Source organism: Pseudomonas hefeiensis, from assembly GCF_030687835.1.
GTDB classification, from domain to species: domain Bacteria; phylum Pseudomonadota; class Gammaproteobacteria; order Pseudomonadales; family Pseudomonadaceae; genus Aquipseudomonas; species Aquipseudomonas hefeiensis.
On record NZ_CP117449.1, the window covers coordinates 5,567,517 to 5,582,500 of the forward strand.

Genomic DNA, 14,984 nt, shown 5'->3' on the forward strand with positions numbered 1-14,984 from the left:
ATAGACAGACACCTTGGTGATGAGACGGTTTTTGGAGTATAGATGTGCAAACTTCTAATAAGAACGCACATAAAAACCGGTCCATCATGCAAAAAAACATCACCTCCCTGGGGTCACTGAATTGGGACGACCTCAAGTTTTTCCTCGAAGTGGCCCGCACCCGCAAGGCCAGCACAGCGGCCAAGCGCCTGGCCGTCGACTACACCACGGTGTCGCGACGCATCAGCTCGCTGGAAGCTTCGTTGGGTACGCTGCTGTTCGAAAAATCCCGGACCAACGGTTTCATCCTGACAGCCGAAGGCCAGCGTCTGCTGGGTTACGCCGAATCGATCGAAAGCACCCTGCACATGGCCTGCGAACAGGTGTCAGGCTCAGGGGTGGCGTTGTCCGGCCATGTGCGCATGGGCTGCACCGAAGGCTTCGGCAGCTTCTTCATCACGCCGCAACTGAGTCATTTCGTCGATGCCTACCCGGCCATTTCCGTGGACATCCTCCCGCTGCCGCACTTCATCAGCCTCTCCAAGCGCGAAGCTGACATCGTCATCGCCCTCGAACGCCCGGAACATGGCCCGTATGTGTGCTGCAAACTGTGCGACTACCGACTGCAGCTCTACGCCACCCAGCAATACCTTGACAGCCATCCTCCCATCCACCGACCGGCGGACCTGAGCAAACATTCGTTCATCAGCTACGTGGATGATCTGGCGTTCAGTTCCGAGTTGCTCTATCTGGCGAACGTACTGCCCGGCGCCCATGCTCATCTGCGCAGTACCAGCGTGATCGCGCAGTTCGTGGCAGCGCAGCAAGGACGATCACTGGCTATTCTGCCGTGCTTCCTCGCTGCCCAGGATCCACGCCTGCTGCCGGTGCTGCCGGAGGAAATTACCGTCACCCGACAATTCTGGATGTACTGCCGGGAGGACTTGAGGAAGCTCAAGCGCATTACATTGCTGTGGGATTACATCCGCGAAGTGACTGAACAGAACCAGCCACTGCTGATGGGCGAGAGCCGCGAGATGGTATTTGCCGACTAGTCGGCGATGACCACAATGGCGACGCGACGGTTTTCGGTGCGCCCCTCGACCGTGTCGTTGGAGGCGACTGGCCTGCTGCTGCCCAGCCCGCGCGCTTGAACGTTTTCTTCGCGCATGCCCACCCCAATCAATACCTTGCTCACGCTGTTGGCCCGACGTATCGACAGTTGCTCGTTATAGGTTGGGGAGCCTGATGCGTCGGTATGACCATCGATCCGCACCCGCTCGATTCCGGCCCCCAGCAGAGCCTTGCCGATTCGCTCGACAATCTCGGTACTGGCCGGGTTGAGGGTTTCCACATCGCTGCCAAACAGTACTTTGCCGGACAGGCCGAAAGCCCATCCCTCATCGGTTAATTCGAACCCTTGTTGTTTGAGCACGGCGACTTGCGCCGGGGTAAGACCTTTTTGAGGTGGCGTCTGGCAGCCGCTCAAGGCCAGAACGGTGATGAACAAAAGCGCGGCGAAGCGCTGAAGGGAGAGTTGAGGATATAGGCGCACGAGTCAGCTCCTGGCTTGAAGATCAGCAACCGGGTGCTCCGACCCAGCCGTGTGTTGGCCGCCTCTGGCGAGGCGTTTGGCCTGATACATCGCCGCATCGGCCGCATTGAGCAAGGCGCCTGGTGTAGCGCCGTGATCAGGATAAACGGCGATACCGACACTCAGAGAAGTCAGCACCGAGGCATTGCCGGGCAATTGAATGGGCATTTCCATGCTGGCGATGATCTTTTCGGCAATCCGCTCGGCATCCTCGGCCCGGTGCAGGGGGGCGAGCAACACGGCGAATTCGTCCCCGCCCAGGCGCGCCACCAGGTCCCCTTCACGCAACTGCGCCCGGACCCGTGTCGCCACCGCCGTCAGCACCGCATCACCGGCAGCATGACCGAAGTTATCGTTGATCCCCTTGAATCGGTCACTGTCCAGATAGAGCACGGCTACCTGCTCGTCGAGCTTGTTGGCATTGCGCAGTGCACGGATCAGCCGGCCTTCGAAAAATGCTCGATTCGGCAATCCGGTCAGGCTGTCATGACTGGCCTGGTGTGCCAGGGTTTCGTTCTCGCTTTGCAGGTGGGTTTGCCAGGATTCCAGTTCATCAAGCAGTGCGTTGAAGTCATTGCCCAGGTTATCCAGTTCGGCGATAGCGGCCGGCGGTACGCGTCGGTCGAGGGCGCGTTCGCTGCGCGCGGCATGGGCCACTTCGGCGAGGCTGCGCAGCGGCCCGGTGATTGCGCGTAACTGACGCCGCGCCAGATACAACGCCACCCAGGCGCTCACCGCCGTGCATAAGACAATTCCCGCCAGGCCGCTGAGCAAAAAACGCAAAAGACTGCCGCCATGCCCCGACAGTAGAACTGCGCCTATATTCTGTCCCTGATGGATAATTGGCAGGCGGATGGGCTTTTCCAGGAAGGTTTTGGCGATGTGCCTTTCCAATTCCGACAACAAGCCTGTTTCCGGCCGCTGCCAGCGAGCCAGCAGACGCCCGTGTTCGTTGAACACCTCGGCATCGGCGACCTCTTCGGTGGAGGCAATCAAAGCCAGCGCCTCGGTAGCCGCCACTGAGTCATCGAACACCACGGCCGCTTCAACGGTGTAGCTGATCGAACGGGCGATCAGGTGCAGGTTGTGGTCGGCATAGACTCGCAACGCAAGGACACCGAGCAAGGTCAGGGAAACACTGGCCATGGTGATCGCCACCAACGCGACAATCAGGTGACCGCGACCAATGACCGAGCCCAGTGTGGGACGGATCCGTGCCGTGGGCAGATTCATGGCGCTGCTGGCCTGCGACGTGAAAGCTGCAGAACACTCGGGTGGATGCGCACGCCACTGCGCGCCACCGAATCCAGGTTGACCTCGAACGATACCTGATCGTCAGCGACCCGCAGACAAAACAGGCTGCCGACAGTGCACTGATCGCCCCCTTCGCTGATGCTTAATACTGGCTTTCCAATCAAAGACGCAAACAACCGGGTGCGCTCATCAACGGTCAGCCTGCCGATGTAGACCGCGTTACAGTCAGTGGCGATGCTGGGGTGATCGGCCAGTACCCGCTGCACAGTCACAGGGCGGCCGGTGGCCTGGGTGGTGCCCTTGACCAGATCGTCGGTGTACTGGGTCGGACCGACGACGCACAGCTGCAGTTGCGCAGGCTCAACGGGCCATCGGGCGTAGCTGAGAATTCCCAACACGACCTGGGTGACGGATTCGGCTCGCTGTTCAGCCCGGGTCGTGGATGCCAGATCCTGGCCAACCGCCAGAGGCGACAGCAAGCACAGAAGGCTGGCTAGCAAATATTGCCTCCAGCCCCTGCTGTGCACTGCCTCCCGAACAGCCACACTCATGGAAAGTCTCTTGGTCTATGCGATAAGTGCCGGAAAGATAGCACAGTGCCAAAAAGCCAGCGAGACACCGTCCCGCGACGCGTCTGACAGGAGGGGACAAAATTGCCGTCAACCGTATTGAGTCGTGAAAGACGATCGTTCAGTCAGTTCCTTCCAGCTCCAGCATCAATCCGCTCAAGCGCTTGACCTTGCGCCGGACCGCCTCCTCAAAGACACCCCCTCTGGGTTCTATCAAGCTGAACCACTGCTTGCCCCGAGTAATGGCGGTGTACACCAATTCCTTGGTCAGCACCGGGTTCAGCGCGTCCGGCAGAATCAAAGCCGTATGGGCGAACTCCGAACCTTGGGATTTATGCACCGTCATGGCAAAGACGGTTTCCACGTCATTCAAGCGGCTGGGCAGGACGAAACGCACGCCGCCCTGGCCATCGTTACGAGGGAACGCCACCCGCAGAACCTGCTTGCCCGCATCCGGTCCATCACGCTCGGGCAGCTTGAGCGCGATACCGATATCGCCGTTCATCAAGCCCAACCCGTAGTCGTTGCGGGTCATCAGAACCGGGCGCCCTTCGTACCATTGGTGATCGCTGTCGATAAGCTGGGCCTTGAGCAGCGCGGCGGTGATGCGCTGGTTCAACCCCGCGACACCCCACGGGCCTTTGCGTACGGCACAAAGCAACTGGAACTCGTCGAAAGCCGACAGGACCTCCCGCGCCCAATCGGTCCAGCAGCCGTCCTCAAGCGGTCGGGAAATGGCCGGGCGACGCTGACGCAACAGGCTCAGGTAATGCCGATACCCCTTCGGCCCTTCTGCCTTGCCATCGAGTAGCAAGCGCTCCAGCGCCCCATCGTGTTCGCCCTTCAGCGCCAGGGAAAACAGGTCGGTGAATTCGCCTTCGACCAGCAGTTGACGGGCCTTTTCCGGCTGTTGCTGGTTGACCCGGCGCGCCAGTTGACCAATCCCACTGCCCTCACCGAAGCGCCGCGAATGCCTGAGCATGACCACTTGCTGGGCCAAGGCATGAGTGCCATTGAGGTCTTGCTGCAGATCACTGGCCGTCAGGTTTTCACCGCTGACGGTCTCCAGCCAGGCCAGGGTCCGGGGACTGTACCAACCCTCCTCGGCATCCCGACACAAATCCCCCAGCACCGCACCGGCCTCAACAGAGGCCAGTTGGTCCTTATCACCCAGCAACACCAGTCGCGCATGAGTCGGCAGCGCATCCAGCAGATTGGCCATCATTTCCAGATCGATCATGGACGCTTCATCGATCACCAACACATCCAGTGGCAAGCGATTGCCCCCATGGTGGCGGAAATGTCGGGTACCAGGCCGACTGCCTAACAAACGATGGACCGTGGTCACATCGCAGGGAATGCGCTCGCGCACGGCGTCAACCACATCGAGGGTGCGGACCTGCTGACTGATGGACTCGGTCAGGCGCGCCGCCGCCTTGCCTGTCGGCGCGGCCAGGCGAATCCGCAACGGCTTGCCCGCCTCGACAGCAGGCGCCTGAAGCAGGGCGAGCAAGCGCACAACCGTGGTGGTCTTGCCGGTACCCGGGCCGCCGGTGATGATGCTGAAGGCTCCTCGGGTCGCCAGCGCACAGGCCAGTTTCTGCCAATCGATCGGACCAGCGGCTGTGGCCGGCCCGAACAACCCGTTCAAACGCTCGCGAAGATCACCAGGCGCCGCTTCATGTTCGGCAAGGCGTTGACACAATGCCTCATCGATCCGCCGTTCATAGGCCCAATAGCGACGCAGATAAAGACGCTTACCCGATAACACCAAAGGGCGTTGCCGCGCGTCTTCATGCTCATCGACAGCTAAAGCCACCAAAGCACTGGTTGCCAGGACCTTGCACCAGTGAGCCCCATCGAGGGTCCGTAGTATTTGCGAGGGCAACAGCTCTACACCCGCTTGCGAGTCGCCTTCAGGCGGCAGCGACAGGGCGAAATCCGGCTCCTTGAGCGTTTCGAACAAATCCAGGCAGACATGCCCGTGACCCAACTGATGACTGGTGAGCGCCGCAGCAAGCAGCACCAATGGATCATCTTCAGGCGCGAGTTCATGGAGGAAGGCGACGAATGCCTTGTCCAGGGCGCGCAACCATCCTCGTTCGACCCAGCGCGTGAGCAACAGCAGCAAGTCATCCGCACGGCTCAGCGGAGCCAGATCCACAAGACTCTCGTCATCTGAGGATTTGGGTAACAGATCGGCAAAAGAACGATTCATAGCAGCTCCCCCTGTTCCCATGCCGGTTGAGCCTTGGGCTCGGGCGTCCCTTGGAACATACGGTCCAGTTGTTCGATCAACGCCCGTGGAGGCTTGGTGAAATAAACGCCCTGACTGGCTGAGCGGGTGCCGCGCAGGAACAGATACAACGCCCCCCCGACATGCCGATCGTAGTCATAGTCGGGCAGGCGCGCCTTGAGCTGACGGTGCAGGGCCAACAGGTACAACACGTATTGCAGGTCGTAGCGATTGTCCAGGATTGACTGTTCCATGGCCTGCGAGGTGTAGGCCATGTCATCGACACCCAGCCAGTTGGACTTGTAATCGGCCACGTAATACCGGCCCTCGTGCTCGAACGTCAAATCGATGAAGCCTTTGAACATCCCGTTGAGCAGCACCGGCTCGGCGGCCACGCGAGCGACGCCACCATGGGTGAATTGGCAAACCAGTTGGTCGAGCTTGAGCACATCGACCTTATGGCTGGCAAACCAGAACTCCATCTCGACCTGGAACTGGGACAGGTTCTCAAGCACCACCGGCGCCTGGTCGCCACCTATGTGCATAGGCAGTTTGATCAAGTGTTGCAGCCAGTCACCCAGGGTAGCGATCCAGCCTTTCCAACCTCGGCGGTTGCAGCGCCGGGCTATGGCATCCTCGATGGCGGTTGGCGGAGCTTCAAATCCTTCACCAGCGGCCCATTCCAGAAGACCATGAAGGAATGTGCCGGGACCGGGACCGCGAGGGAAGCGGTGAATATCACCACCCACGGCAACAATTTCCCTTGGGGCATCGGGGTCAAGCCGCTCATCGTCGAACAGCTTCTGGGCCTGCGGGTTCTCCGGCGCATCATTGCTGCCCGCACTCAGGCTTTCCCCAATCCGCAAGGCGCTGTAGGAGGCGATCCACCAGTTTTCACTGGCTTTACGTACCGGTATCAAAGGTTCAAGCAGTACCGCTTCGTTGCGTGGTGGCCGGTAATGCTCGTTGGTGGCCTGGGGCATTTCCTGATAGTTGACCACTGCACTGCCTTGTTGCAGGTCCTCCAGCCAGCGCCTCAATTCCACCGACTCGACTAACGGCACACCGCCGCCCAACAGATAGCCCAATGCGGACAAGTGCAGGATCGAGCTGTTGTTATTGCCCCGTTTGAGATCAGCCACACCCAGCCAGCAAGCATGTTGTGCGCGGGTCAGGGCCACGTAGAGAAGCCGCAGATCCTCGGCCAGACGCTCGTCATCGGCCTTGGCTATCAACTCGGCGGTAGGCGTGAGGCTGATCTGCGCCTTGCAGGCCTCATCGTGGTAATGCAAAGGCAATCGACTGCCATCCACCGGTTTCGTCGAACAGATGAAGGGCAAGAAGACCAGCGGATACTCAAGCCCCTTGGACTTGTGAATCGTGACCACCTTGACCAGTTGCTCATCACTTTCCAGGCGCAGGATCTGTTCTTCGCCAGCCTGCCCGGACAGCGCCAGGTGCTCGGACAGATGCCGAATCAAAGCTTGCTCGCCATCCAGCTCACCGGCAGCCTGTTGCAACAGCTCGCAAAGGTGCAGCAAATTGGTCAGCACACGCTCGCCGTCGCTACGCGCCATCAAGGCCTGGGGCAGCTTGAAATCATGTAGCAGGCGACGCAACATGGGCAACACGCCCTGGGTACGCCAGACCGTACGATAGCCACGGAACTGCATGACCCGACGCTCCCAGGCCAGCTCATCCTGATTGAGATGCTCAAGCTCCGTCAGCGCAAGATTCAACGTGATGCTGGCCAGCGCTGCCCGCAGCGGTCGCTCGACATCCGGCTCGGCGCAGGCCCTGAGCCAGGTCAGCAGGTCCCGCGCCTCCTGGGAGGCGAAGACCGAGTCTTTATCGGACAGATAGACACTGCGCACTCCCCGTGCAGACAATTCGTCGCGTACTGCCTGAGCTTCTTTACCGTCACGCACCAGGATGGCGATATCCGCCGGGCGCAATCCCTGGAGCGTCTTTTCATCGGCCGCAAAGCCATCGCACCCCGATTGGCCGCCATTGAGCAACGCCGTGATCTCACTGGCACAAGCCGCCGCCATGTACTGCCGATACACCGCCCCGGAAAGCGGCTGATCAGAAGGCAAGTGCCAGATATTCATTGCGGCAACGGGTAGCCCGGCGATCTGCAACGACTCCTTGCGCCCTTGGGACTCAACGGGCAGGAACGGCACCGGGTTCTTGCCCGATGGCTCACGAAACAGAAAAGCACCGCGCCCTTTCGGGCGGGATTCGGCGTTCTGGAAAATATGGTTTACCGCACTGACCATGGCGTGGCTGGAACGGAAGTTTGTTCCCAACGTATGCAGCCTGCCGGCGGTGGCTTCGCGGGCGCGCAGGTAGGTATAGATGTCAGCGCCGCGAAAAGCGTAAATGGCCTGCTTCGGATCACCGATCAGGAACAGCCCGGTGTCAGGGTTGCTTTCTGCAATGTGGTAGATGCTTTCGAAGATCCGATATTGAATCGGGTCGGTGTCTTGGAACTCATCGATCAGCGCCACCGGAAACTGTTCGCGGATCAAGCTTGCCAGACGCTCTCCACCTTCGGCTTGAAGGGCTGCGTCCAGACGTAACAGCATATCGTCGAAACCCATCTCCGCGCGGCGACGTTTCTCCGCTTCAAAGCGTGCCCCCACCCATTGCGCGGCATGTTGTAGCACCGCGGCATCGGGGGTGGGCAGGGCTTCCAGGCTGGCCTTGAGACCGGACATGGCGTCCAGCCCGGGATGGCTAGGCACTTCGCCTTTCCAGGCCTCGGCCATGCCCTCGGGCGTCAGGCGTGTGAATCCGCTGCCAATGTCCAACAGTTCAAGGCTTTCGTCCTCCACCCAGGCATTGATTTTCTGGAACCACGGTTCGAAGTACCGAGCCTGCATCTTGCGCCCGTCAACGCTTTTGTTGGCGACGCCTTGCTGGCAGATCTCCAGCAGCTCCACGGCCCATTGCCGCCACGGCGCCTTGAGATCGAGCAAGGCGGCACTGCGCTCCTGGAGCGATGCCGCGATCAGTTCGGCCGGTTCAAGTCCCTCAGCAGCATCGCACTCGCTGGAAAACAGACCTCTGACTCGCGGCAGCAGCGCAGCAGGTCCGCCCCAATGTGTCCGCACCCAGTTCAGTGCTTCCCCTTGCATCGAGTAGCAGAATAGCCGCCAATAGTCGCGCAGCACTTCGCCGAGCAAGTCGCTGTGATCGGTTTCCAGGGTCTGGGTAAACAGGCTACCGCTGTCAAAAGCATGTTCACGCAGCATGCGCTGGCACCAGCTATGGATGGTCGAGACAGCCGCTTCATCCATCCATTGCGCAGCAATGTCCAACCGGTTCGCACAGCCAGACCACTGGGCGGCATCAAATTCATCCCGCAACTCGGCGATCAGCGAGTCCGGGGCCGCAATCTCATCACGAAAGAAACGTGCCGCCTCGGCCAGACGCGTGCGGATACGTTCACGCAACTCCTTGGTGGCAGCGTCCGTAAAGGTCACCACCAGGATTTGCGGAGGAAGTAGCTCGCGACCAAACCCGGTAGCCGGGCCGCCGTGCCCCAGTACCAGACGCAGGTACAACGCCGATATGGTAAAGGTCTTGCCGGTACCGGCACTGGCCTCGATCAATTGGCTGCCACGTAGAGGGAAAGACAGCGCGAGTGGAGGCTGATGACTCATGAGCGTGCCTCCTCGCCGGCCAATGAACGCCATGGCGCTTCGAGCAGTGGCCGGTAAAGCGCATCGCACCAGTTGGGGAATGTCTCGTCGGCCATCAAGGCATCGAAGTCAGCAAACTGCCGGGCCAACGCCGGACTTTCCCGCCGCTCACCTTCAGAATTTTGCCCGTCGCCCTCGTAGGCTTTTCGAGCAGCCGCATCGGCTTTGGCAGGATCACTCTGGCCGAGCCAGGCAAAGGCAGTCTTCACCGCGACGGGAAGCGGCTGGCGCATCCCCGACTGCCAGGCTTGCAATAGATCGCCGAGCAGCCGTCGTGCCACGGGTTCTTCAAAAGGAGCCAGCAGCAAGCTGTCATCACTGGCCACCAATGCCGTCGTCATCGACAGCCCGTTCGCACATGCAACAAGATGATTGATCCAAGGACGAATCAGACGATGCCATTTACGGGTCTTGGGGGAGCCAATACCGTTGGGTATGGCGCTGATGGTGAGAACCGCGCCATCAGCACGCTGGTGCAGGCCACTCAGCCAACCCTCGACGCTCACGCCATGCAATTGCAAGCTGACAGGCAAAGCACTGGTTAGCGGTGTGGGCCATAACGCCAGAAGCTGCTGGTAACGCTGGAGCAAATCAGGCAAAGGCTCGATCAATTCACGTTGCATGCATTCACCGAAGCCGGCCATCGGTAACAGGCCGCTGTTCTGCAGTCTTTTAGCATGAGTGGCCAGTGCCAGATCCGGTTGGTCAAGGAGAACCAGGGCGGCCTCAAGCAAGCTGTCGCTCAGGCTATAGCGTTGCAGCGCATCGAGAACGAAGGGTTCGTCATCCGCCAAAGGGGCCTCGATGGCCTCGAAGAATATTTTGAGTCGTTGACTGAAGAAGTGCCGGACGGGATTGCGCAGGAAGTCCTGCAGTTGCCCAAGGCCCAAGGGTTCTTCCTGAACATAGGGATCCAGCACCTGGCTTTGGGCGGCGTGTTCGTGGGCACCGTGAAGCATTCGCCATTCGCTGGCGTAACTGAACAACGCACTGCCTTGATGAAAATAACGAGCACTGAACGGTTGCAAAGGATGTTCCTGGGTCAACGCCTCAAGAAGGTCCTTGCTGTCATCTGCCAACCGCCACCCGCTGGCGAGATGATCCCGCAGTTGGCCGACCAATACTGATGCAGGACGGTCGCTGTTGTCGCGGATGCTGCGGCCTACCCAACTGATGTAGAGCTTTTGCCGGGCTGAAAGCAGCGCCTCCAATAACAGATATCGATCATCCTCGCGTCGGGAACGATCACCTGGGCGATAGTCGCTGCCCATGAGATCGAAATCCAGGGGCGGCTGCGCTCGCGGGTAGTCGCCGTCGTTCATTCCCAGCAGACACACCAGCTTGAAGGGAATCGCGCGCATCGGCATCAAGGTGCAGAAGTTGACCGCTCCAGCCAGAAAGCGCTGGGACAGTCGGCCCTGATCCAATCCTGCCAGCCAGGCCTCTCGAACAACAGTCAGGGGCAACTCATCATTCAGGGCAACCGACTCACAGGTTTCCAGCCAGGTTTCACGCAGGTCTTCGAGTTGGGTCAGCAGATAGTCGTCATGTTCGTTGCTCGCCTGGAAAAACAGTCGCATCAGATCATGCAGACGCGAGCCCCATTCTTGCGGTGATGCGGGCCGGGTGAGTTCCTGATGAGCGACCTCCAAAGCATCCAGCAACGCAACCAGAGGACCGATCAGCGCCGCATCCAGGCCTCCGATTTCATCATAAGGTTCGATGCTGTCGTAGGCGTCCGAACAACCGACTGCATACCCCAGCAACATGCGGCGCAGACCGAAACGCCAACTGTTCTGCTCAAGTTCCGCGGGTAACCCCAGCCCCGCACGATGTTCGGCGTTCATGCCCCAGCGAATACCGGCGCCCTCGATCCAGCGATGCAGCGTAGGCAAGTCAGCTTCATCGATACCGAACCGCTCACGCAACGCTGGAACATCGAGCAGATCGAGGATTTCGCTGACCGGAAAGCGGCTATCCGGCAGCTTGAGCAAATGTTCGACAGCGATCAATAGCGGGTCACGTCCACGCTGGCCCTGATCGGTGAGGGTGAAGGGAATGAAACGGGGATCACTTCTATCGAGCTGACCGAACACAGCGCGAATATGTGGCGCATAGCTGTCGATGTCCGGGACCATGACGATGATATCCCGGGGGCGCATCGCCGGATCCGCACTGAAGTGCGCCAACAACTGATCATGAAGGATTTCGACTTCACGCTGAGCACTGTGAGCCACGTGGAAACGGATCGAGCCGTCTTGCTCCGTATCGACGACAGGCCAGTGTTCCCGGGTTTCGTTCAGGGGGCGCAGCTCGAGAATGTCATCCTGCAACTGGCTGAGGAGAGTCGTGGGACTTCCTTCGCTGAACAGGTCGATCCGTCCATCGCGAAATACCGAGCGATAACTGTTGGGGTCATCGTAGCTGTCGAGCAGGTTGATATAGTCACGCCCCTGCTTGCCCCACGCCGCCAATAATGGATGAGCATGCTGGTGCAAGGTTTGCGGATCGAGGACGACGGGCATTCCGGCCTTGCGGACCTGGCGTTTGTATTGGTGGCGTAGCAGGTCCTTGTCGGCCACGATGTCCGCCCAATGGTGGCGACATGGGTTATGGACGCACAGCAGAACCTGGCTAAACCGTGACAGACCGGCAAGTGCTTCAAGGACTTGGGCCGGCAGAGAAGAAATGCCGAACACTATCACCCGCGCGGGCAGGTTCTTGGGAGCCACTTCCAAACTGTTTATACGCTCGATGTATCGTTGATGGACCCCAGCACGGCTTTGGGCCATGCCTTGCTCCCCCACATCCACCAAAAGGGCTCGCCACAATTCAGCCTGCCAACAGTTTTCTGGTGCGAGCGGCTTGGTTTCGCCCCGGACATTTCTTGTCTGGTGCCGACCTTCTGCCCAGTCCTCAAGCCAATCGGCCCGGTACACTTGGTATTGGTCAAACAGATCGGCAAGGCGTTCGGATAACTGATAACGCTTGCGCAAGTCTGTGTCGTGAGCAAGGAAACGCCGCAGGGGCTCGAAATGGGGCTGTTCGATCAACTGCGGCAGAAGGCGCATCAGCCGCCATGTAAGTGGAGCCTTATCAAGCAATGACTTGGCCGGAATTTCGTCACGTCCCAGAACCGTTCGATAGAGTTGCCACATGAAACTGCCGGGCAATTGCACGTCAATGGCGGCGGCAATACCGCAGCCACCCGTATCGTCGTCTTCCGGATCCTCAGCCAATGCCAGCTTCAACCATTGGGCGATGCCATTGCTTTGAACCAGCGCGATTTCGTTTTCAAGAGGCCCCAGCGGATAGCGCCGCATCAAGCTGATCACCAGGCTGCGCAACTCATCCAGGCGATTTCCGTGGACCACCATGAAAGCAGGGCTTAAGGACGTCGCGTCCGGCATAAAGGCATCCTTGAAAATGCAAAAGCTAGGGCCGAACCTTAGCACTGTCGGGGGGCTGTGACAGCCGGGAGCTGTCCGTACTTGTCGTAAGAACTTTCCCGCGGGCAAAACAAAACCCCTACCTGCATCAGCAGATAGGGGTTTCGGAATTTAATCTTGACGATGACCTACTCTCACATGGGGAAACCCCACACTACCATCGGCGATGCATCGTTTCACTGCTGAGTTCGGGATGGGATCAGGTGGTTCCAATGCTCTATGGTCGTCAAGAAATTCGGTAGCCGGTGCGTGCCTTGCGGTCACGTGCCAGCGAATGGGTATGCGATAGATTTGTGTGTTGTGCGAACTTTCGGTTCATAGCGTCTTCACACACCGCAATCTGGTGCCCTTGATGTATCGGGTCAACAAATTGCTTGGGTGTTATATGGTCAAGCCTCACGGGCAATTAGTATGGGTTAGCTCAACGCCTCACAGCGCTTACACACCCCACCTATCAACGTCGTAGTCTTCGACGGCCCTTCAGGGGACTCAAGGTCCCAGTGAGATCTCATCTTGAGGCAAGTTTCCCGCTTAGATGCTTTCAGCGGTTATCTTTTCCGAACATAGCTACCCGGCAATGCCACTGGCGTGACAACCGGAACACCAGAGGTTCGTCCACTCCGGTCCTCTCGTACTAGGAGCAGCCCCTCTCAAATCTCAAACGTCCACGGCAGATAGGGACCGAACTGTCTCACGACGTTCTAAACCCAGCTCGCGTACCACTTTAAATGGCGAACAGCCATACCCTTGGGACCGGCTTCAGCCCCAGGATGTGATGAGCCGACATCGAGGTGCCAAACACCGCCGTCGATATGAACTCTTGGGCGGTATCAGCCTGTTATCCCCGGAGTACCTTTTATCCGTTGAGCGATGGCCCTTCCATACAGAACCACCGGATCACTAAGACCTACTTTCGTACCTGCTCGACGTGTCTGTCTCGCAGTCAAGCGCGCTTTTGCCTTTATACTCTACGACCGATTTCCGACCGGTCTGAGCGCACCTTCGTACTCCTCCGTTACTCTTTAGGAGGAGACCGCCCCAGTCAAACTACCCACCATACACTGTCCTCGATCCGGATAACGGACCTGAGTTAGAACCTCAAAGTTGCCAGGGTGGTATTTCAAGGTTGGCTCCACGCGAACTGGCGTCCACGCTTCAAAGCCTCCCACCTATCCTACACAAGCAAATTCAAAGTCCAGTGCAAAGCTATAGTAAAGGTTCACGGGGTCTTTCCGTCTAGCCGCGGATACACTGCATCTTCACAGCGATTTCAATTTCACTGAGTCTCGGGTGGAGACAGCGCCGCCATCGTTACGCCATTCGTGCAGGTCGGAACTTACCCGACAAGGAATTTCGCTACCTTAGGACCGTTATAGTTACGGCCGCCGTTTACCGGGGCTTCGATCAAGAGCTTCGCGTTAGCTAACCCCATCAATTAACCTTCCGGCACCGGGCAGGCGTCACACCCTATACGTCCACTTTCGTGTTTGCAGAGTGCTGTGTTTTTAATAAACAGTCGCAGCGGCCTGGTATCTTCGACCGGCGTGGGCTTACGCAGCAAGTGCTTCACCCTCACCGGCGCACCTTCTCCCGAAGTTACGGTGCCATTTTGCCTAGTTCCTTCACCCGAGTTCTCTCAAGCGCCTTGGTATTCTCTACCCAACCACCTGTGTCGGTTTGGGGTACGGTTCCTGGTTACCTGAAGCTTAGAAGCTTTTCTTGGAAGCATGGCATCAACCACTTCGTCACCCAAAGGGTAACTCGTCATCAGCTCTCGGCCTTAGAATCCCGGATTTACCTAAGATTCCAGCCTACCACCTTAAACTTGGACAACCAACGCCAAGCTGGCCTAGCCTTCTCCGTCCCTCCATCGCAATAACCAGAAGTACAGGAATATTAACCTGTTTTCCATCGACTACGCTTTTCAGCCTCGCCTTAGGGACCGACTAACCCTGCGTCGATTAACGTTGCGCAGGAAACCTTGGTCTTTCGGCGTGGGTGTTTTTCACACCCATTGTCGTTACTCATGTCAGCATTCGCACTTCTGATACCTCCAGCAAGCTTCTCAACTCACCTTCACAGGCTTACAGAACGCTCCTCTACCGCATCACCTAAGTGATACCCGTAGCTTCGGTGTATGGTTTGAGCCCCGTTACATCTTCCGCGCAGGCCGACTCGACTAGTGAGCTATTACGC

At 58.7% G+C, this 14,984-nt stretch carries 7 protein-coding genes and 2 rRNA genes (1 of these 9 only partly in view); 1 reads left to right on the forward strand and 8 read right to left on the reverse strand.

The window, feature by feature from the left end; genetic code table 11:
• Positions 1 to 86 precede the first annotated feature (86 nt).
• On the forward strand, positions 87 to 1,034 hold the full coding sequence (locus PSH57_RS25130; RefSeq protein WP_305390473.1) for a LysR family transcriptional regulator: 948 nt from the start codon (positions 87 to 89) through the stop codon (positions 1,032 to 1,034).
• Here PSH57_RS25130 and yfiB read toward each other — a convergent pair.
• The 8 genes from yfiB to PSH57_RS25170 all read right to left on the reverse strand — a co-directional run.
• Positions 1,031 to 1,534, reverse strand: a complete 504-nt coding sequence (yfiB, locus tag PSH57_RS25135; protein ID WP_305386020.1) for an outer membrane lipoprotein YfiB — start codon at positions 1,532 to 1,534, stop codon at positions 1,031 to 1,033. The genes PSH57_RS25130 and yfiB overlap by 4 nt on opposite strands.
• 3 nt (positions 1,535 to 1,537) lie before the next feature.
• Positions 1,538 to 2,806: a diguanylate cyclase DgcN/YfiN gene (dgcN, locus tag PSH57_RS25140; protein WP_305416192.1), complete on the reverse strand. Its 1,269-nt coding sequence runs from the start codon at positions 2,804 to 2,806 to the stop codon at positions 1,538 to 1,540.
• On the reverse strand, positions 2,803 to 3,378 hold the full coding sequence (gene yfiR / locus PSH57_RS25145; RefSeq protein WP_305386021.1) for a regulatory sequestration protein YfiR: 576 nt from the start codon (positions 3,376 to 3,378) through the stop codon (positions 2,803 to 2,805). Before yfiR ends, dgcN begins: the two co-directional genes overlap by 4 nt.
• Positions 3,379 to 3,517: 139 nt before the next feature.
• Positions 3,518 to 5,614, reverse strand: a complete 2,097-nt coding sequence (recD, locus tag PSH57_RS25150) for an exodeoxyribonuclease V subunit alpha (RefSeq protein WP_305416194.1) — start codon at positions 5,612 to 5,614, stop codon at positions 3,518 to 3,520.
• On the reverse strand, positions 5,611 to 9,300 hold the full coding sequence (recB, locus tag PSH57_RS25155) for an exodeoxyribonuclease V subunit beta (RefSeq protein WP_305386022.1): 3,690 nt from the start codon (positions 9,298 to 9,300) through the stop codon (positions 5,611 to 5,613). Before recB ends, recD begins: the two co-directional genes overlap by 4 nt.
• The gene (recC, locus tag PSH57_RS25160; protein WP_305444783.1) at positions 9,297 to 12,749 is read right to left on the reverse strand and encodes an exodeoxyribonuclease V subunit gamma; all 3,453 of its coding nucleotides are present in this window, start codon (positions 12,747 to 12,749) and stop codon (positions 9,297 to 9,299) included. The genes recB and recC overlap by 4 nt, the downstream gene beginning before the upstream one ends.
• Before the next feature lie 154 nt (positions 12,750 to 12,903).
• Positions 12,904 to 13,019 (reverse strand): 5S ribosomal RNA (rrf, locus tag PSH57_RS25165).
• A gap of 154 nt (positions 13,020 to 13,173) precedes the next feature.
• A 23S ribosomal RNA gene (locus tag PSH57_RS25170) occupies positions 13,174 to 14,984 on the reverse strand (it continues 1,081 nt past the right edge of the window).